The 20075-nt window shown below is 53.2% G+C and carries 19 protein-coding genes; 13 read left to right on the forward strand and 6 right to left on the reverse strand.

Annotated features, from left to right (window positions below; translation table 11 throughout):
- The first annotated feature begins 104 nt into the window (after positions 1-104).
- The 7 genes from rimP (at position 105) to pnp (ending at position 9318) form a co-directional block, all read left to right on the forward strand.
- Positions 105-560 (forward strand): ribosome maturation factor RimP, encoded by a 456-nt coding sequence (rimP, locus tag G8770_RS04670; protein ID WP_167182437.1) that lies wholly within the window; start codon positions 105-107, stop codon positions 558-560.
- Positions 561-594: 34 nt separating this feature from the next.
- A complete protein-coding gene (gene nusA, locus G8770_RS04675) occupies positions 595-2100 on the forward strand; it encodes a transcription termination factor NusA (RefSeq protein ID WP_167182440.1) in 1506 nt (501 codons plus the stop codon).
- 20 nt (positions 2101-2120) lie between these two features.
- Entirely contained in the window at positions 2121-4790 is a 2670-nt protein-coding gene (infB, locus tag G8770_RS04680) for a translation initiation factor IF-2 (protein WP_167182443.1), read from the forward strand.
- Positions 4791-4902: 112 nt separating this feature from the next.
- Entirely contained in the window at positions 4903-5334 is a 432-nt protein-coding gene (gene rbfA, locus G8770_RS04685; RefSeq protein WP_167182446.1) for a 30S ribosome-binding factor RbfA, read from the forward strand.
- A 3-nt stretch (positions 5335-5337) separates the two neighbouring features.
- Positions 5338-6285: a tRNA pseudouridine(55) synthase TruB gene (truB, locus tag G8770_RS04690; RefSeq protein WP_167182450.1), complete on the forward strand. Its 948-nt coding sequence runs from the start codon at positions 5338-5340 to the stop codon at positions 6283-6285.
- A 214-nt stretch (positions 6286-6499) separates the two neighbouring features.
- A complete protein-coding gene (rpsO, locus tag G8770_RS04695) occupies positions 6500-6769 on the forward strand; it encodes a 30S ribosomal protein S15 (protein ID WP_167182453.1) in 270 nt (89 codons plus the stop codon).
- Positions 6770-7161: 392 nt separating this feature from the next.
- Entirely contained in the window at positions 7162-9318 is a 2157-nt protein-coding gene (gene pnp / locus G8770_RS04700) for a polyribonucleotide nucleotidyltransferase (RefSeq protein ID WP_167182456.1), read from the forward strand.
- A gap of 132 nt (positions 9319-9450) precedes the next feature.
- On the opposite strand, the gene purU is transcribed toward pnp, so the two are convergent.
- The gene (purU, locus tag G8770_RS04705; protein ID WP_167182459.1) at positions 9451-10311 is read right to left on the reverse strand and encodes a formyltetrahydrofolate deformylase; all 861 of its coding nucleotides are present in this window, start codon (positions 10309-10311) and stop codon (positions 9451-9453) included.
- Between the two features lie 705 nt (positions 10312-11016).
- Here purU and G8770_RS04710 point away from each other — a divergent pair.
- From G8770_RS04710 to G8770_RS04720, 3 genes are all read left to right on the forward strand, one after another.
- Complete coding sequence (locus tag G8770_RS04710) at positions 11017-11811, forward strand: OmpA family protein (RefSeq protein ID WP_167182462.1); 795 nt, start codon at positions 11017-11019, stop codon at positions 11809-11811.
- A gap of 281 nt (positions 11812-12092) precedes the next feature.
- Positions 12093-12455: a DUF2750 domain-containing protein gene (locus G8770_RS04715; protein WP_167182465.1), complete on the forward strand. Its 363-nt coding sequence runs from the start codon at positions 12093-12095 to the stop codon at positions 12453-12455.
- A gap of 130 nt (positions 12456-12585) precedes the next feature.
- Complete coding sequence (locus G8770_RS04720) at positions 12586-12804, forward strand: hypothetical protein (RefSeq protein ID WP_167182468.1); 219 nt, start codon at positions 12586-12588, stop codon at positions 12802-12804.
- A 121-nt stretch (positions 12805-12925) separates the two neighbouring features.
- On the opposite strand, the gene G8770_RS04725 is transcribed toward G8770_RS04720, so the two are convergent.
- The 3 genes from G8770_RS04725 to G8770_RS04735 are packed head-to-tail and all read right to left on the reverse strand — an operon-like array spanning position 12926 to position 14657.
- Positions 12926-13786 carry a LysR family transcriptional regulator gene (locus G8770_RS04725; RefSeq protein WP_167182471.1) on the reverse strand — a complete coding sequence of 287 codons (861 nt, stop codon included), beginning with the start codon at positions 13784-13786 and terminating at the stop codon, positions 12926-12928.
- A gap of 53 nt (positions 13787-13839) precedes the next feature.
- Positions 13840-14097 carry a hypothetical protein gene (locus G8770_RS04730; protein ID WP_167182474.1) on the reverse strand — a complete coding sequence of 86 codons (258 nt, stop codon included), beginning with the start codon at positions 14095-14097 and terminating at the stop codon, positions 13840-13842.
- Between the two features lie 59 nt (positions 14098-14156).
- On the reverse strand, positions 14157-14657 hold the full coding sequence (locus tag G8770_RS04735) for an MgtC/SapB family protein (protein ID WP_167182477.1): 501 nt from the start codon (positions 14655-14657) through the stop codon (positions 14157-14159).
- Positions 14658-14907: 250 nt separating this feature from the next.
- Between G8770_RS04735 and rimK the strand changes: the two genes are divergently transcribed.
- A complete protein-coding gene (rimK, locus tag G8770_RS04740; protein WP_167182480.1) occupies positions 14908-15813 on the forward strand; it encodes a 30S ribosomal protein S6--L-glutamate ligase in 906 nt (301 codons plus the stop codon).
- A 6-nt stretch (positions 15814-15819) separates the two neighbouring features.
- Positions 15820-16860, forward strand: coding sequence for a succinylglutamate desuccinylase/aspartoacylase family protein (locus G8770_RS04745; RefSeq protein WP_167182483.1), 1041 nt, complete (start codon positions 15820-15822; stop codon positions 16858-16860).
- Positions 16861-16962: 102 nt separating this feature from the next.
- Here G8770_RS04745 and G8770_RS04750 read toward each other — a convergent pair whose 3' ends face one another.
- Complete coding sequence (locus tag G8770_RS04750; protein ID WP_167182486.1) at positions 16963-17937, reverse strand: magnesium transporter CorA family protein; 975 nt, start codon at positions 17935-17937, stop codon at positions 16963-16965.
- A gap of 352 nt (positions 17938-18289) precedes the next feature.
- On the opposite strand from G8770_RS04750, the gene G8770_RS04755 reads away from it, so the two are divergent.
- Positions 18290-19174 carry a radical SAM protein gene (locus G8770_RS04755; protein WP_167182488.1) on the forward strand — a complete coding sequence of 295 codons (885 nt, stop codon included), beginning with the start codon at positions 18290-18292 and terminating at the stop codon, positions 19172-19174.
- A 178-nt stretch (positions 19175-19352) separates the two neighbouring features.
- Here G8770_RS04755 and G8770_RS04760 read toward each other — a convergent pair whose 3' ends face one another.
- Complete coding sequence (locus G8770_RS04760) at positions 19353-19877, reverse strand: gamma carbonic anhydrase family protein (protein ID WP_341771076.1); 525 nt, start codon at positions 19875-19877, stop codon at positions 19353-19355.
- Positions 19878-20075: the final 198 nt, after the last annotated feature.

Consider the following 20075-nt stretch of genomic DNA (forward strand, 5'->3'; position numbering starts at 1 on the left):
TCAGGCGTTTCTGTTGTGGCTGCAGGGTTTGCAGCTGTTGTATAAAGATGGGCTTAGTGCCCATTTTTTGTTTGTCCCTTTATATTCACAAGTGGTTGAGTTTTATGGCATCGAAGCATGACCAGTTGACAGAGCTATTGGCGCCTGTGGTTGAGTCCATGGGCTGTGTGTTGTGGGGGCTTGAGTACTTTTCTCAGGGCCGTCACAGCACCCTTCGTCTTTATATCGAGCATCCGGACGGCATTGGCCTGGAAGAGTGCGAAAAGGTGAGTCGCCAGGTCAGTAGTGTGTTGGACGTCGAGGACCCGATTACCGGCGAGTACACGCTGGAAGTGTCATCTCCGGGGATGGATCGGCCGCTGTATACGCTGGAGCATTTTGCCAGTTATGCAGGAGAGCAGGTGGCGATCAAGTTGCGTTCAGCATTTGAGGGCCGAAGAAAGTTCAGTGGTTTATTGCGCGGCGTCGAAGGTGACGATGTGCTGGTGGTGGTGGACGAGCACGAATACTTGCTGCCCATCGACTTGATTGACAAAGCTAACATTATTCCCCGTTTTTAGGGATGCACCTGGTGCAGGTAAACGAGGCATACTCATGAGTAAAGAAATACTTTTGGTCGCAGATGCTGTGTCTAACGAAAAGGGTGTCGATAAAGGCATCATTTTTGAGGCAATTGAGCTGGCTCTGGCCGCCGCGACAAAAAAACGATACGACGAAGACGCAGATATCGAAGTTGTTATCGATCGCAAAACCGGTGATTACGTCACCACTCGCCGCTGGGAAGTGGTCAGTGACGATGTGATGGCTTTGCTGGGGACTCAGTTCACCACCGAAGAAGCTCTGGAAAAAGATGAAAACCTGAAAGTCGGCGACATCTACGAAGAAGTTGTTGAGAACGTCGAGTTTGGGCGTATCGCTGCCCAAACCGCCAAGCAGGTGATTGTACAGAAGGTTCGTGAAGCCGAGCGTCAGCAGATTGTTGAGCTGTATCGTGATCGCGTGGGCGAGCTGATCAGTGGCACCGTTAAAAAAGTTACCCGTGACAGCATTATTGTTGATATGGGCAACAACGCTGAAGGGTTGTTGCCCAGGGATCAGCTGGTAGGTCGTGAAGTCTTCCGTATGGGCGATCGTGTTCGCGCCCTGTTGCTGGATGTGCGCACCGAGCTGCGCGGGCCTCAACTCTATCTGAGTCGTTCTTGCCCGGAAATGTTGATTGAACTGTTCAAGATTGAAGTGCCAGAGATTTCTGAACAGGTGATTGAGTTGAAGGCGGCTGCTCGTGACCCAGGGTCGCGTGCCAAAATTGCGGTATTCACCAACGATGGTCGCATTGACCCGGTAGGGGCCTGTGTGGGCATGCGTGGTTCGCGCGTGCAGGCAGTGTCCAACGAGCTGGGTGGCGAGCGCATCGACATTATTCTGTGGGATCACAACGTGGCACAATTTGTGATCAATGCCATGGCGCCTGCGGAAATTGAGTCCATCGTCGTGGACGAGGATGCCGGCTCTATGGACGTGGCCGTGAACGAAGACAATCTGGCCCAGGCCATTGGCCGCAGCGGCCAAAACGTTCGTCTTGCCAGCGAGTTGACCCACTGGGAAATCAACGTAATGAGCGTTGAAGACTGGCAGTCCAAGCAGGAAGAAGAATCCGGTAACTACATGGAAGTCTTCATGGATGCGCTGGATATTGACGAGGATGTAGCGGGCGTACTGGTGGATGAAGGTTTTACCACGCTGGAAGAAATCGCTTACGTACCGCTGGAAGAGATGCTGGGCATTGAAGGCTTCGATGAAGACATTGCTGAAGAGCTGCGTTCCCGTGCCAAGGATGCCCTGTTAACTCAGGCCCTGGCGTCGGAAGAACAGTTGGAAAATGCGGAACCCGCAGAAGACTTGTTGACCATGGAGGGTATGGATAAGCACCTGGCTTATTTGTTGGCCAGCCGTGGAATTATCACTATGGACGACCTGGCTGAACAGGCCGTCGATGATCTGTTGGATGTGGAAGGCATGGATGAAACCCGTGCTGCAGCATTGATCATGAAGGCTCGTGAGCCGTGGTTTGCTGAAGAGCAACACGGGGCAGGCGAGTAAAGAGAGGATTGGGAGAAAACATGGCAGAAGTAACAGTTAGCGAACTCGCGAAATCGGTAGGCACGTCTGAAGACCGTTTGCTGAAGCAAATGGCTGAGGCAGGCTTAACGCACACCAGCGTTGATGCGGTTGTCTCCGATGAGGAAAAGCAAACGTTGCTGGCCTTCCTGAAGACCAGCCACGGGGAATCGAGTGAGGCGCCTAAGAAAATTACCTTAAAGCGTAAAACCACGACGACTCTGAAAACCGGCAGTGGCAGCGGGCGCAAAACCGTCAATGTCGAAGTGCGTAAAAAGCGTACTTATGTCAAACGGGATGAGGGTGTGGCTGCTGAAGTGGTTGCACAGCCTGAAGAAACAGTCGCACCTGAGGCTGTTGAAACTGCAGTTATCGAGACTGCAGAAGTTAAAGCAGCTGCACCGCAAGAAGCGACGCAGGTAGCCGAAGCGCCGGAAACTCCTAAAGCCGCACCCATTACTACGCCGAGCAGCCTGGTTGACGATGCTGAAGAAAAACGCATTGCCGCCATGGAGGCCCGCCGCAAAGCTGAGCAAGAAGAGCAGGCTAAGCGCAAGCAAGTTGAAGCTGATAAGGCCAAGGCGCCAGCCGCTGCTGGCAACAAAAAGCCTGAGCTGAGCGAAGCTGAAATGCGCGCTGAAGCCGAGGCGAATGCCCTGAAAGCGCAGCAAGAAGAAGAAAAAGGCAAGCACGGCAAGAAGAAAGAAAAGCATCTGGTTGATGACGATGCTGAAGAGTTGCCGCGCAAAAAAGCTGTCAAGGCCGTCAAAGGCACAGGTCCGAAGAAGAAAACCAACAAAGTGGCTCTGTTGAGCGCGTTGGATGAAGAAGAAAGGGATGCGGCAGCCAGAAGACGCAAAGGCTCCCGCCCTTCCATCAAGTTGACCAATAAACACGGTTTTAAACGGCCGACAGGAAAAATTGTGCATGATGTCCCCGTCCCCGAAAGCATAACCGTCTCAGACCTTGCACAGCGTATGAATGTGAAGGGTGGTGAAGTTGTTAAGTCCCTGATGAAAATGGGGATTATGGCGACGATCAATCAGGTATTAGATCAGGAAACTGCGCAGCTGCTGGTGGAAGAGTTGGGTCATAACCCAGTGCTTGTTACCGGCAATGAGAAAGAAGAAGCGCTGGAAGAGTCCATTGTTTCCGAAGGTGAAATGCAGTCTCGTGCACCGGTGGTGACGGTCATGGGTCACGTTGACCATGGTAAAACCTCCCTGCTCGACTACATTCGCAACACCAAAGTGGTCAGCGGCGAAGCGGGTGGTATCACCCAGCACATTGGTGCTTACCGGGTGAAAACCGATAAAGGCGAAATCGCCTTTCTGGATACACCGGGACACGCTGCATTTACCTCTATGCGCGCCCGTGGTGCCCAGTGCACTGACGTCGTGATCCTGGTGGTGGCCGCAGATGACGGCGTGATGCCGCAGACAGAAGAAGCTGTTCAGCACGCTCGTGCCGCCGGCGTTCCTCTGGTGGTGGCAGTGAACAAGTGTGATAAAGAATCTGCTGACCCGGATCGCGTGAAGAACGAGTTGGCAGCGAAAGATGTGATTCCGGAAGATTGGGGTGGTGATGTTCAGTTCGTGAATGTTTCTGCTCATACCGGTGACGGCATTGATGAGCTCCTGGAAGCCGTTTCCCTGCAGGCTGAGCTGTTGGAATTGCAAGCGCCTGTGGGTGTTCCTGCCCGTGGTGTGGTGATTGAATCCCGTATGGACAAGGGACGTGGCGTGGTTGCGACGGTTCTGGTCCAGGCCGGTGAGCTGAAGCGTGGCGATATCATTCTGGCTGGTCAGAGCTATGGTCGCGTGCGTGCCATGACCAACGAGCTGGGTAAGGCGATTGAAGAAGCCGGTCCTTCTACCCCGGTAGAGATCCTGGGCCTGGATGCAGCGCCTGACGCGGGTGACGAATTTGTGGTGGCGCCGAACGAGCGTAAGGCTCGTGAAGTGGCTGAACACCGCGCCGATCGCGCTCGTCAGGATCGTCAGCAACGGCAGCAGGCTGCCAAGCTGGAGAACATGTTTGCCAACATGGGCGCCAATGAACAGAAGATCCTGCCCATCGTCCTGAAAACCGATGTGCGCGGTTCACTGGAGGCTATCCAGTCTGCCTTGATGGACATTGGTAACGAAGAAGTTCAGGTGAACGTGATCGTTTCCGGTGTTGGTGGTATTACGGAAAATGACGTCAACCTGGCGCTGTCTTCCGGTGCCATCGTGATTGGCTTTAACGTTCGTGCCGATGGCTCCGCTCGCAAACTGGCCGAAGCGGAATCCGTCGAAATTCGCTACTACAGCATCATCTACCAATTGCTGGATGAAGTGAAAGACGCACTGGGCGGTATGCTGGATCCGGAGCGAGTGGAAGAAATTGTCGGTATTGCCGATGTGCGCGAAGTGTTCCGCTCACCGAAGTTTGGCCAGGTGGCGGGTTGTATGGTGACCGAAGGTACGGTTTATCGTAACAAGCCTATTCGTGTATTGCGTGACAACGTGGTGATCTACGAAGGCGAGCTGGAATCCCTGCGTCGCTTTAAAGATGACGTCAACGAAGTCCGCAACGGTGTTGAATGTGGTATCGGCGTAAAAGACTATGACGTAAAAGTCGGCGATCAAATCGAAGTCTTTGATGTCAAAGAGGTGGCGCGCGAGCTGTAAGGCGGCGTCACCGGTCTGTTGGCGGCAGGTGTCTCAACTTTGAGGGCAGCTGTGCGCCACGGGCCTTTATTCAGATGTACAGGCGCTGTGCGCCAAGGTAAAAGCAGATTGTATGGCAAGAGAATTTAAACGTACCGACCGCTTAGGGGATGCGATTCAGCGCATTCTGGCTCAACTGATCCAGTTTGAAGTGCGTGATCCGCGTATCGGTATGGTCAACCTCAACGACGTTGTGGTCAGTCGCGATCTGTCTTTTGCGCGTGTGTATGTCACTTTTGTGGGCAAAGAAACTGAACAAGAAAGCCTTGAGGCCGCTGAAGCTTTGAATAAAGCCAGTGGTTTTTTGCGCTCTCAGTTGGCCAAAGAGCTGGACATCCGCACGACACCCAGATTGCAGTTTATTTACGACAAAACCTCCGTTCAGGGGCAGCATTTGTCGCAGTTGATCGACAAAGCGGTTCGCCAGGATCGCGGAGCTCAGTCTGAAGCTCAGGATCAGGCCGATGAGCAAGATACCGCGCCTGAAAACGACCCAGAGGTGTAACCCTTGGCTCGCAGAAGAAAAGGGCGCCCGGTCAGCGGTGTGCTGTTGCTCAACAAATCCTCCGGTATGACTTCCAATGACGCGTTGCAACAGGCCAAGCGTCTGTTTTACGTGGCCAAAGCCGGCCATACCGGCAGCCTTGACCCATTGGCCACCGGTGTACTGCCGCTGTGTTTCGGCGAAGCCACCAAGTTCTCGCAGTTTTTGCTGGACGCGGATAAACGCTACCGTACGACCTACCGTTTAGGGGCTTTTACCACCACCGGTGACGTGGATGGTGAGTTACTGGAGCAGGTGAGTGCCGCTCATATTACCCGCGAACAGATTCTGGCTGCGCTGGAGGTGTTTCGAGGGGATATTGAGCAGGTGCCACCGATGTATTCGGCGTTAAAGCACAACGGTGAGCCGTTGTACAAGTTGGCGCGGCAGGGGATTGAAATTGATCGTCCCGCCAGACCGGTCACCATTTACAGTATCGAGCTGCTGGATTTCCGTGCTGGAGAGCAGGCCGAGGTAGACCTCGACATCCACTGCAGCAAAGGCACCTACATTCGTTCCATCGCCGAAGATCTGGGCAAGGCGCTGGGCTGTGGCGCTCATGTCGCGGTATTGCACCGCTCGGAAGCCGGTCCGTTTAAAGAAGATGCTACGGTCACCTTGGATGAGTTGCGCGAAGAGCGTGGGGAAGGCCTGGCCGAAGTGCTGGATCATCACCTGTTACCCACGGACTCACCCGTGCAGGCCTTGCCGGCAATGGCACTTGAAGACACATCCGCTTATTACTTTCGACTGGGGAACCCGGTCATGGACCCGCAGGTCTATCGCATTGGCGACGAAGGTGATATGGTGCGCGTCTTCGCCGAAAATGGTGATTTTTTAGGCATTGGGGTCCTTGACGACGAAGGTCGTGTGGCGCCAAAGCGATTGGTGGTGCAGCCTGCCGAGCAATAGTGGCGGGCATTTCATTTAGAACTTTGCTTTCATTAAATCCTGGTTTTCCTTTGAAACCTGGGTTCGAACAGTTCGAATAGATAGAAAGCCCCACCCAGAATTGGTCTATAGTGGCTGTTAATCAGCGGCTATAGGTTGATAGCTAGCCGGTCTGTAAATATGCACGGGCCGGGCTGGATTCTTGTGTAAGCATATTATTATTGAGGAAAAGACTATGGCACTGAGTGCTGCGCAAAAAGCTGAAATCGTAAAAGACTTTCAACAAGCTGAAGGTGATACCGGATCTCCCGAAGTACAGGTTGCTTTGTTGACTTTCAACATCAACAAGCTGCAAGGTCACTTCGCTGATCACAAGCAGGATCACCACTCACGCCGCGGCCTGATCCGCATGGTAAACCAGCGTCGTAAGCTGCTGGACTACCTGAAGGGTAAGGACGTTAGTCGCTATGCTGCTCTGATCCAGAAACTGGGTCTGCGTCGCTAAGTGACCAGAAGTGCCCGCATATGCGGGCACTTTTTTATATTTAACAGCCGTTTGTCATGTGGAATAGCGTAGCGCTTCGACAAGCTCAGAGGCTGGTTAGAATTCTCTAGCCACTTTGCCGTGTAATGCGTAAAAGTGTCTGTTGAAGCTGCGTTGATGCGAAGTATTCATGCGAAAAGCCGGGTGGTAATAGCCGGATGGGTCGTACAGCCGTTGACGGTACGACTGAAGATGCATCGGATTGGCAGCAACGCAGTGCATAAGGTTTGAGCCGGACATTAGATTGACTCAAAGGTCAGCGAATATGGTCCAGGCTCAGGCTGCTGCAAAGAAAGTTTGAACAAAAAACACATCGAAAGTAAACGTAAGTAAGAAAACATAAGGAAAATGTCGTGAATCCCGTCATTAAAACCTTTCAATACGGAAGCGATACCGTCACTCTGGAAACTGGCCGCATAGCACGCCAGGCCACCGGAGCTGTGATGGTTACCATCGGCGATACTCAAGTACTGACTACGGTAGTTGGCGCCAAAAGTGCAAAAGAAGGCCAGGACTTCTTTCCACTGTCTGTTCATTACATCGAAAAAGCCTATGCCGCGGGTAAAATCCCGGGTGGCTTCTTTAAGCGTGAAGGTCGTCCAAGCGAAAAAGAAACCCTGACCTCCCGTCTGATCGACCGCCCGATTCGTCCACTGTTCCCTAACGGTTACATGAACGAAGTGCAGGTGGTGTGTACTGTGATGTCGGCCGACAAGAATGTGGATCCGGATATTGCGGCCATGATCGGTACGTCTGCCGCTCTGGCGATCTCAGGTATTCCATTTAACGGTCCTATTGGTGCCGCTCGTGTGGGTTACACCCAACAGGACGGTTACCTGCTGAACCCTGGCTACGACGTCCTGGCGAATTCTGAGCTGGACATGGTGGTTGCGGGCACTCAGGATGCCGTGCTGATGGTGGAATCCGAAGCCAGTGAGCTGCCGGAAGACATCATGCTGGGTGCCGTTCTGTACGCTCACCAGGAATTGCAGGCTGTGGTTCAGGCGGTCAATGAGTTGGCCAAAGACGCCGCCAAACCTACCTGGGAGTGGACTCCGGAGCCGGAGAAAACTGAACTGAAAGCCGCGTTGGCCGAGGCCTTTGGTGCTCAGGTTAAAGAAGCTTACCAAATTACTGACAAAATGCAGCGTTACACCCGTCTGGGTGAGTTGCGTGATGCCGCTGTTGCCCAGCTGTCTAACGACACGGTCAGCAGTGATGACGTGAAAGGCGTCTTCAGCAAGCTGGAGAAGCAAACCGTTCGTCAGAGCGTAGTCGCTGGCGAGCCGCGTATTGACGGTCGTGATACCAAGACTGTGCGCCCGATTCAGGTTGAAGTGGGCACATTGCCAAAAACTCACGGTTCTGCCCTGTTTACCCGTGGTGAAACTCAGGCCATCGTCGTTGCCACTCTGGGCTCTGCCCGCGATGCACAGATGATCGATGCTCTGGAAGGCTCTCGCCGCGACCCCTTCATGCTGCACTACAACTTCCCTCCTTACTCGGTTGGTGAAGCTGGCCGTATGGGCGGTACCGGTCGTCGTGAAATCGGTCACGGACGTCTGGCCCGTCGCGGTGTGGCAGCGGTGCTGCCGAAAGAAGAGGATTTCCCTTACTCCATTCGTGTGGTAAGTGAAATTACCGAATCCAACGGTTCGTCTTCCATGGCCTCTGTGTGTGGTTCTTCCCTGGCTCTGATGGACGCGGGTGTGCCTTTGAAGGCACCAGTGGCCGGTATTGCCATGGGTCTGGTGAAAGAAGACAACGGCTTTGCGGTTCTGACCGATATCCTCGGTGACGAAGATCACCTGGGTGATATGGACTTTAAAGTGGCCGGTACTGCCGATGGTATCACTGCTCTGCAGATGGATATCAAAATCGAAGGTATCACCGAAGAGATCATGGAGATCGCTCTGCAACAGGCCCTGCAGGCTCGTCTGCACATCCTGGCAGAGATGAACAAGGTGCTCGACAAGTCTCGTGACGGCGTGGCTTCTACGGCTCCACAGTTTGAAACCATCAAGGTCCATCCTGACAAGATCCGTGACATCATCGGTAAAGGCGGCGCGACCATTCGTTCCATCACCGAAGAAACCGGTGCCTCCGTGGACATCGATGACGACGGCACTGTGAAAATTTACGGCGAGAGCACGGAATCCTTGCAGGCCGCGCTGAACCGTATTGGTGAGATCACCGCCGAAGCCGAGATCGGTGAAACTTACGAAGGTAAAGTGGTTCGCATTGTGGACTTCGGTGCATTTGTGAACTTCCTGCCCGGTAAAGACGGCCTGGTGCACATTTCACAAATCGCTGAAGAGCGTGTAAACAGCGTGAATGACTATCTGAGCGAAGGCCAGATGGTTCGTGTGAAGTGTCTGGACGTGGATCAGCGTGGTCGTATCAAGCTGTCCATCAAAGAAGCGCTGCGCGATGAAGCACCTGCGGAAGAGGCTCCTGTAGCAGAAGCACCTGCTGTAGAGGCTCCAGCCGACGATTCCGCTGATAAGTAATCATCAGCAGAACTGAAAAAGCCCGCTTCGGCGGGCTTTTTTGTGCCTGTCGTTTAGGCAATGGTATGGGCTGGTTAGCCTGGGGTCATTGTGCGCCTGTTGCAGCCCCGCGTTAGGAGCTGCCAAGGCTGGCTAGCGTCGAAACACCACTGTGCGGTAACCGTTGAGCAGCACCCGCTGTTCGGCGAACCAGCGCACGGCACGATAGAGCACAATGCTCTCTATGTCGTGTCCGATCTCTACCAGCTCTTCGGGGCCGTTGGTGTGGGAGACCCGCTCAACTTCCTGTTCAATGATCGGGCCTTCGTCCAGGTCGGAGGTGACAAAATGGGCGGTGGCACCGATCAGTTTGACGCCGCGATCATAGGCCTGGTGGTAGGGTTTGGCGCCTTTGAAGCCGGGGAGGAAGGAGTGATGGATGTTGATCGCCCGGCCGGACAGTTCTGTACACAACTCATTCGATAAAATTTGCATGTAGCGAGCCAGAATCAGCAGGTCGGCTTCTGCGTCTTTCATTACCTGTAAAATCTGCGCTTCCTGCCGGGCCTTGGTGTCTGCAGTGACGGGCAGGTGATGGTAGGGGACGTTGTACCACTCGACCAGATCCCTCATGTCGTCATGGTTGGACACCACCGCCACAATATCGACCGGCAGGGTGCCGGCCTTCCATTTGTGCAGCAGGGTGTTTAAGCAGTGCCCCCAGCGAGATACGGCAATCACCACTTTGAGTTTCACACCGAGGTCGTGGATTTGCCAGCACATGAGGTCCGTCCCCCGGAGCTGGCCGAACTCTTCCTTCAGCTGGGGCAGCGGGGTGGCCTGGTCATTGACGGGTGCCAGCTCGGTGCGCATAAAAAATCGTTTTTCCTGGCGGTCTTCGAACTGGGAGGACTCTTCGATATTGTAATTATGCTGGGCTAAAAATGCGGTGACGTCGGCAACAATACCGTGACGGTCTGGGCAACTCAGGGTAAGAACAAGGCGTTGTGTCATTGGGAGGGGCATTCCTCAAGGTAATTCATGTGGGCCGTTCGAAAATTAATTGTGTGAATTCAATCAAATAGGTGGGTGTTTGGCACACGATTCATATTGGCTTCTGATAGCCTGTATAACGTACAGGGTTGCTACTTTATCAAACTTGCCTCGACCTTGCTCGCGTTACCACGGCGGATACACACATCTTCCGTGGGTTGTTGATGAATTTTCGGGTAAGCCGGAAGGGATAAGCCGGAAGGGGGTCAGCAAGACGACGGCGGGCAGGGAACCTTTACCTGAGGTGGCAGTCTAACACCCGTCTCAGCGTTTAGGCGGGCCGTCAATCTGGGGCATGGCATACAATAGACAACAAGCGTATAAATATAACGAGAAAGGGAGCGAGAAGGCTGCGACTGCGGGGGCAGTGGTGAAATGGATTGAGGTGCTTTCACGCCTTAATCCCGCAAGGCTCATGGGGGGCAACGATGTCACTGAGCGTGAGGACGTCAATGTACTTCTGAGTGTTGCGGGGCCATGTGAATATTATAATGGGGGTTTCAGGGGTTTTTACGAGCGAGACGCTTAAGAAGCAACGACTCATCTATCTGTTCCACGCCATATTTCATCATAATGTTTCTCCAGATTGCCTGCTTTGATCCTGCTGCTGGTCGTATTTGGGTTGTTTAATGATCCTTAACAACCAAACAGCAAGGAGTCGGATCAATGAAGCAACTAATCGCAATTTCAACCCTGTGTTTCGCAACGGGTCTCAGTGGGGCAGTGCAAGCGGCCTCTGGGTCAGAAAAGACCACGGGACTGGGAAGTTCACTTTCTCAACTGGAACCGGTTAAAAACTATGCCGATGCAGCAGGCGGCAGCGACCTCGGCAATCGCGACAAGGGTTACACCGAGCTCAAGCAGGGCACCGCATTTACAGCCTCGGCTGTGGCTGGTGCAGTGTTGGGTGGCCCCGTGGGCATGATCCTGGGGGCCTTGGGCGGAGCGTATGTGGGTGAACAAATTCAACAGGCGGATGAGGTGCAGGCTATGAATAAATCATTGGTCGCAGCCGAAGCGGAAATTAACCGACTGCAGCAGCAGTTGGCGTTCTCGCATCAGCAGGCGGAAGAATTGCAGGAGTTAGCCGCAGAGTCTCTGGACCTGAAAGTACTGTTCCGTAAGGCTTCAGATACGTTAACGGAACATGGTCGGCAGCGTGTACTGGAGTTGGCATCGCTGCTCAAGAAACATCCGCAACTGAAAGTGCGTCTGGATGGTTATACCGATCCCCGCGGGACGGATGAGTACAACAACGTACTGTCACATTATCGGGCGGAGTCTGTCCGTGATGCCCTGGTTGAGTTTGGTGTCGAGAGTGGGCGAATCGAAGCTTACAGCCATGGATCGAGTGGCTCCAAAGCCGCAAAAGGTGACGAAATGGCTTATGCTGCCGAGCGGCGGGTGGTTATCGATGTCAGTTTTGCGAATGGTGCCAGAGAGTTCGTGGTGATGGAATAAGATCACTTCCGTTTGCCGGAGGTCAGCCTGCAGGCGTCCTCCGCGCGGCACCCGGTTTTAGTCCGGGTTTGCTGGTGTTCATCATCAATCATCATAGGTTGTCCCGCCTGTTATCCCATGCGCACTATATGCATTTGCAGTCAATAAGGGTTGATCTGTCGCGGATCAGCGGTCGCACCTTTTCTCCAGATCGATTTGTTGCCGTCGCTGATAATGCGCATCACATGGGGCCAGTTTGATCTATAATGCGCTCAATTCCCGAATCAACTGAGTGGCTGGCCATGGATCCTTTGTCTGACAACGTAGAAGAAAATTTAGATCGCTTTATCGTGGAGGCGATGGAAACCGGTTGTGTTTGGGGGCTGGAAGGCCCGGAAGGCTTTGCCCTGTGTCCCTCAGACGACAATGAAGAGGTTGATGTCATGCCTTTCTGGTCGCAGCCTGAGTTTGCCCAAGCGGTGTGCGTCGATGAATGGTCTGTTTACAAGCCGGTGCCGGTGTCTCTCGATGAATTCCTGGATGAGTGGGTTGACGGTTTGCACGCGGATATCGTGTTGATTGGTATCAATTGGACCGCTGAGCTGGAAGGGCTTGAAATGGAGCCGCTGGACTTGGCCGAAGAGTTTGACAGCGAGATGCAATAGGGCGCAAACGCTCGTTTGATCGTGCTGTTAATAACGGCTGATGATGGTTTTCATAAGTTTATTTTGATGTACAAGCGTCAACGCTGATTGCATATTTCGCTCCACAGCAACCTTGACGTGGAGTGAAAAGGTGTCTAAAACCCGCAGAAGCCTCGAAGACGATTTTTTTGAATCCGACGCTGACTTTGAACTCGAGTTTCGTGAAACTCACCTGGAAAAACGCGATAAACACCGTCGCCAAACTGAAGTCCGCCGTAAAATGGAGGATAAGATTGAGCGCCGGCGTATGGCGGAACAGCTGGGTATGTATCTCGACGACTCTATCTTCTCACAGGACCGGCACCCGTAGCCCCAGCTAGCTTGGCACCTGTAAATTTGGCCCAGGCCCCGGTTGAACACATCAAAGCCACCTTCGCAGGGATGCGGGGTGGCTTTATTTTTGGGTTCAGAATTGTGTCTGGACTCAGCGATTAGGTCAGGGTTAGGTGGTCCAGCAGTGCCGGCAGCACACTCAGGCGGCTCAGGCTCTTGGGGTAGATGGCGTAGATGTCGCGGGAAAAACTGGAGCTGCCTTCCACCGGATAAAGGCGATGCTTGGCGTTATGCTCTCCAGGAGTGAATGTTCGGTGCAGTGAGCTCTCAGGCAAATAGGCTGAGCCGCCGTGCTCTAACAAAAACGCTTGCGCAATGCTGGCCATGTTGGTGTGCAGGGTTGGTGGGGGTGCGTCCATAAACCGCTGGGCATGAAACATCCCAAACGCGGTTCCCCAATCCACGTAGACATAGTGGGTTTGCAGGGCCGCTTTCAGAGAGATGCCGGGCTCTGTGCTGACGAGGACCAATTTCAGTTTGCCCAGCGCTTGCGTGATCAGCCCTGGCAGGGTGGTGGGCTCAAACAACAGCCCTAAATCCAGAGCGCCTTCCTGCAGCAAACGCAGTAACTCATCGGCGGAGTGCGCATCTGCTCGCAATGCCAGCTCGGAAAATTGCCGTTGCAACCCATCCAATTTGTCCTGAAGAATAAACTGCCAGAGGCCGGCGGTTGTGGCGAGACTGAGTTGGTGCCGCTTTTCTGGCTTGAGCGCGACGTCTTGCCGTGCGCGGGTCCAGGCAACGAGCATGGTTTCAGCGTGCGGTAGTAAGCGCTCACCTTCGGCGGTTAGCTGGATGTTGTTGCGAGCGCGGATGAAGAGGTCGACCCCCAGCACGTCTTCAAGCTGTTTGATGCGGGCGCTCACCGCAGCCTGGGTCAGGTAGAGGTTGTCAGACGCCTTGCCGAAATGCCGGGTTTTGTTCACTTCGAGAAAGGTTCGGAGCAGCTCAATATCCATGTGTGTGCTTGCCTATCATTGCGCTTGATTTCCCGCCCACACCGGGTATTGCGTCAATTCTTCTGGTTGCGTACAGCCTGTTCCTGCTCGGTAATGTCGGCAATGCATTCGGACAGGAATTGTTCCAGCTTGCGTTGCGGTATCTCATCTTCTTTCGCCCAGGTTAAACAGACGCCCTCCGCGTAGGCTTTGGTGTTGGTGATGCTGTGGAGGTCAGGGCTTTCCTGACCGTGAACGATGGAGGAACCCCACAGTATTAATGGCAGGGTCAACATTGCCAGTGGTTGAGCAGTGCGTGATTTTGTTATCATTTTTATATCCATCAACTATTTTTCTTATAATCATGTATTCGGTTGTAGTTGAGTGCAAGTTATTTTTGTGCCCTGCCTGAGCGGGGTTGGCGACGGTAATGCTTGATTTTGGTGTGGACGCCACGGCTGAAGGTTTTGGTGTTTTCCTCCAGAACATCGACGCCATACAAAATAGCGACAACCACAATGCTGAGCTTTATGGCTTGCAGTGGATAATCACAGGCTATCATCACACCGATGGCGGCCAACACCCATATAGTTGCTGCTGAGGTCACCCCGATGACAGCGCCGTCCTTAGCGAGCATCACCCCGGCGCCGAGAAAACCAATGCCGGTTATCACCTGCCCGACGACCCTGGAAGGATCGACGATGTCGCCCTTCAGTAAAAACGCGGTTGCCAGGAAGGTGTAGGTGCCGAGCACAATCAGCGAGGCGGTGCGAATCCCCACCGGTTTTCCCCGCAGTTGACGCTCAAGGCCAATAATCGACCCGCTGAATATGGCGCAGCCAATTGAAGACCAGTTAAAAGGGGATATATCCAGGATAAAGCCAAGACTCATGTTGGAAACTCATTATCAACCGCTGGGACTTCGCCTTCACGCGCCAGCAGCGGTGAGGCAGGGGGCAGGGGGTGCCGCAGTGCAGTTGTGGACCTGGAAACACGTTATCCCTGAAGATGGCTTTTTAGCACCTTCAATGAGACTTGTATAGCCGAAAGAATGATATTTTCTTTCACTGGGAGTGGTGCAGTGATGAGAGTAACATGGCGGTCCGAGCGAGTCGTTTTAATCAAAATACAGGAGAAAAATCATGAGGATAGCCGTCCTTTCCCGCAACTCGAATTTGTATTCTACCCGCCGCTTGAAAGAGGCAGGAGAGGCCCGGGGGCACCAGGTCGATGTGATTGATACTCTTCATTGTTATATGGATATCACTAAGAGTCGTCCTGCAGTGCGGTATTTGGGGGAGGAGTTACCTTATTATGATGCAGTGATCCCGAGGATCGGTGCGTCTATCACTTTTTACGGTGCCGCGGTGGTGCGTCAATTTGAAATGATGGGAACCTTCTGTGTCAATGAGTCCGTGGCCATCAGTCGCTCTCGGGATAAATTGCGTTCATTGCAGTTGTTATCCCGTAAAGACGTGGGATTGCCCCGCACCGGGTTTGCCAACAAACCGGATGACATTAAGGATTTGATCAAAAATGTGGGCGGTGCCCCTCTGGTGATTAAACTGTTGGAAGGCACCCAGGGGATTGGTGTGGTGCTGGCCGATACCAATAAAAATGCCGAGAGTATCATTGAGGCGTTTATGGGTTTAAAAGCCAACATTTTGGTGCAAGAATTCATTAAAGAAGCCGGTGGGGCTGATATTCGCTGCTTTGTCGTCGGCGGTACTGTGGTCGCGGCGATGAAACGTCAGGGCGCGGAGGGTGAGTTTCGCTCCAATTTACATCGCGGTGGTTCGGCCAAATTGATACGTCTGACGAAAGAAGAGCGGTCAACGGCAGTGAATGCGGCCAAAGTTATGGGGCTCAATGTTTGTGGTGTCGACATTCTTCAGTCCAACAATGGGCCGGTGGTGATGGAGGTAAACTCCTCTCCCGGTTTGGAAGGTATCGAAACGGCAACGAATAAGGATGTGGCTGATTTGATCTTCAGTTTTATTGAAAAACAAGCCAAACCGCACAAAACAAAAACCAAAGGTAAAGGTTAATTTTTTATGGAAAAATTGGTCATCGATGGAGTTGAAATTCGACCGGGAACGCAGACGCAAATTGAAATGCCGGTGGCAAAACTGTATACCGACACCGACATTTCCATGCCGATTCACGTTGTACGGGCGAAAAAGACAGGGCCGACAGTGTTTGTTTCCGCAGCGGTACATGGGGACGAATTGAACGGTGTTGAAATTATTCGTCGATTGATCAAGTTAAAAAGCTTAAAAATTACGGCAGGGACGTTAATTCTTGTACCGATGGTGAATGTGTATGGGGTGCTGAACCAAAGTCGCTATATGCCGGATCGCCGGGATCTCAATCGTACTTTCCCTGGCTCCCCCCAGGGTTCGATGGCGGGGCGGGTGGCCGATAAGTTTCTGACCGAGATCGTGAATCACTGTGATTATGGGATTGATCTGCACACAGGTGCGAAACATCGCTCTAATCTGCCGCAGATTCGCGCAGATTTGAATGATGAGCTAACGCGTAACCTGGCTGATGTCTTCGGGGTGCCGGTGTTGCTGAATGCTAACCTGCGTGATGGTTCGTTGCGGCAGTCGGCGTTAGAGTCCGGAGTCCGTATTTTGTTGTATGAGGCCGGTGAGGCGTTGCGCTTTGATGAGTTGTCCATTCGCGCCGGTGTCAAAGGGGTTATGAATGTACTCTCGCATTTGGGTATGGTGCGCAAGAAAACTTCCGGGCGTCCAAAGAAAGTCTTGAAGCCTTTTGAAGCGAATCACAGTGCCTGGTCCAGAGCAAATTGCAGCGGTATTGTGCGCAACATAAAAGAGCTCGGCGATGCGGTACAAAAAAATGATGCTCTGGCTGAAATTGGCAGTCCGTTCGGAGAGCTTATGGGGACGGTTCGGGCGAGTCGCTCCGGTATTATTATTGGCAAACAAAACATTCCCCTGGTGCAGGAGGGGGATGCGATGTTTCATATTGCGTACTTTTCAGAAGATGACGATGAAATTGCCGAGCGCATTGAAACCATGCAGGACACCTTGTTGCCGGAATTTGAGGAGACCCCTGCCGAGGATTGAACCGGCCGGGGGTGGCTGCACGGAGGCTGAAACTTGCGTCCGATGACTGTGGCCCGGCGCTGCAGGCATGGGCAAACAACGGGCTGTGCTTGCCGCCAGCTGTTAAAACCATTGCCTGCGTTTGAAGGTGGTGATTAATCCCACGGCAATCGCCAGCATGCTGAACATTAACACGAAATAGCCGTATTTGAATTTCAGTTCGGGGATGTACTCAAAGTTCATGCCGTAGATGCCGGCGAGAAAGCTTAACGGTACAAAAATCGCTGTAATCACCGTCAGTACCCGCATGGTGATGTTCAGTTTATGCGAGGTAATGGAGATATAACTGTCGATGATGTCGCTGCAAATATCGTAATGCAGTTGCGCCAGACTTTTGAGACGTTCAAAGCGATCATCCATGTCAATGATCAGGTGCTCGGCTTGGGTGACTTTTACCGGCAGTGAGCTTAAATGCCGCTCTTTGAGTTGTTGTGACACATTGTAGTGGTAGTTAAAAACCCGTTTTATTTTAATCAGTCGGGCTTTATATACCGCGAGTTCGGTTAAGGCCTTTTCACCCAATCCCTCCTGAATCTGGTCTTCTTTATTGCTGATGTCGGTTTCAAAGTTCAGAACCTCTTCCAGATAAATTCCGGCAGAGGCGTGCATCACCTTGACAGCAACTGCCAGGGGGGAAGACAGGAGGGCGGTCAGATTGATGCCGTTGACAACCTTGTCAATGCCCAGGGATTTTTCCGGGTGAAGGGTGATTAAGCAGCGTTCACTGATGAAAAACCCCATCTGTTGATGCTCAAACACCAGGTCGTCTATGACAGCGCTGATACCCCGGTACAAGATGAAAATCTGTTCGTCAAAAAATTCAATCTTGGGCGGGTGGCGTTTTCTCACCGCGTCCTGAATCGCCAGCGGGTGGCAATTAAATTCCAGCAGCAGCTCTTTGATTTCGGGGTCATCCAGATTCTGCTTCTGAATGTCGATCCAGATGTTCGCGCCGGGGGTTTTCTTCCAGGTGTCTATTTGTGATTCATTACCGGTGATGATGTTGCCGGACTCCAGAGTCAGGTAGGTTTTGATCATGTTGGTGGTGTCCGTTGTTGTGTTTGCCGTTTACGGGATGCTTTTGTTGTGCACACGATTGTTGTTCACGCGATGCTTTCGCTGTTTGAATCGGGCCCGAGGACTGCTGACCCAAAGCCTCTTGTGTTTTTGAGTTGTCTGTTACAGGCGTGTCCCGCGGCCAGCTGCAGGCGGTTTGTGAGGGCGGCGTCACTGTTGAGTATAGCCGATTCAATTCTTCGATTAGAAGGTGTTATTAGGCGCTGCCGGCCATTCCTGGACGCGGATGGTTGGTGTTCGGGGGGAATGTGGATAGAATTGCCCGGCGGGAAACCGTGAGTGAGTGTTAACCTGTTCGGAGAGGTCCGCAAGTATGTACCCGATTGATTATATTGACCCCGTATTTCGCCCCCCCAGTGAAGCCCGGTCGTTGATTTTGCAGGTGACCAATGGCTGCTCCTGGAATCAATGCACTTTTTGTGAGATGTACACCGCGCCACAAAAACGCTTTCAGCCCCAGCCCATGGAGGCCCTCGAGCAGCAGTTGCAAAGTCTGGCCTCGGCCGGCTACCCGGTCAGGCGCGTGTTCCTGGCCGACGGTGACGCCATGGCGCTGTCGGTGCGGCGTTTGAAAGAGATTCTGACATTGATCCGTCACTACTACCCCGATGTCCAGCGGATATCCTCCTATTGTCTGCCTCGTAATCTCAAGAAAAAAAGTGTGCAAGAGCTGGCTGAGCTGAAAGAGCTGGGGCTTAGTCTGATGTACGTTGGCTGTGAAAGCGGCGATAACGACGTGTTGACGCTGGTTGAAAAAGGGGAAAGCTTTGACTCTTCGCTGGAGGCCTTGAGTAAAATCAAATCGGCCGGGATGAAAAGCTCCGTCATGATCCTCAACGGCCTGGGCGGTGAGGCTTTATCACACCAGCATGCGGCAAACTCGGCCCGTTTGATGAACGCAGCCCAGCCAGATTATCTGTCGACGCTGGTGGTGTCTTTTCCCATGGGGGATGACCGCTATCAGGAAAATTTCAAAGACAGCTTTGTTCCTCTCACCCAGCAGGGCCTGTTTTCCGAAATGAAAACCCTGTTGCAGACACTGGAATTGCAGCAAACGATTTTTCGCAGCGATCACGCCTCTAATTACCTGGTGCTTAAAGGCGTCTTGGGCAAGGACAAGGCGGCGATGCTGGAGCAGGTCGATCTGGCTCTCAATGGCAGAATTGCCCTGAGGCAGGAGTGGCAGAGAGGACTCTAGTCGCCGGTGTTGCCGGTAGAGCCGTTTGGGGCGACGCCCAGTGTATGGCGCCGTGCGCCCGCGGCCGGATACCCCTCAGTCAGGGTTCTTTTGAAGGGCATACCTTTTAGAGCTTCTCTGCCCTAAGAGCTTATTGGGTAACAGAAGAGCTCTTAGGGCTGGTTGCAGGCTTTCCCGACTATTCCTCCCGGATGACCATCTCCTGCTTAAAGTGGCGGCCGTTGGTGGCGTAGTGCTCGGCCCCCAGCTTCAGAAAGCCTTTCTCGGCTTCGCTCAGAGCGCGTTTCACTTTGGCCGGTGAGCCAATGACCAGAGACCCATCGGGGATTTCCATGCCCTCCGGTACCAGTGTGTTGGCGCCGATCAGGCAATGCTTGCCGATTTTGGCGCCGTTTAAAACGACCGCATTGATGCCAATCAGGGAGCTCTCCCCAACCCGGCAGCCATGGACCGTGGCGTTGTGACCGATGGTGACATCGCGCTCAATGATTAAGGGCTGGCCTGGATCGGCGTGCAAGACGGCGCCGTCCTGCACGTTGCTGCCTTCTCCGATGACGATGTCTTCACAGTCGCCGCGTATCACAGCGCTGAACCAGACGCTGGCGCCTTTGTGCAGGGTTACAGAGCCCACTACCATGGCGTTGGGGGCGACATAGCTGTCAGGGTCGTTATTGACTTTACGGTCTTTTAAATCGGCTATCACGTTCAAATCCTGTGTTGTTTAACGTCTCCGGGGTAGCTTAACGGATCGCGCTCCGCGATGCAGGCTGAATTACGCTGCCGGGGACGATGCGAAATCGTGGTGCTCGATAGGGGGGGCAGACCGGAGGGCGCGCGGGAGGGGGCGCGTACAAGCCACCCCGCTGCTTAACGGTGCCGTTTTAAAGGGGCGTTATTGGAG

It is taken from the genome of Pseudomaricurvus hydrocarbonicus, from assembly GCF_011602365.1.
Lineage (GTDB): Bacteria > Pseudomonadota > Gammaproteobacteria > Pseudomonadales > Cellvibrionaceae > Pseudomaricurvus > Pseudomaricurvus hydrocarbonicus.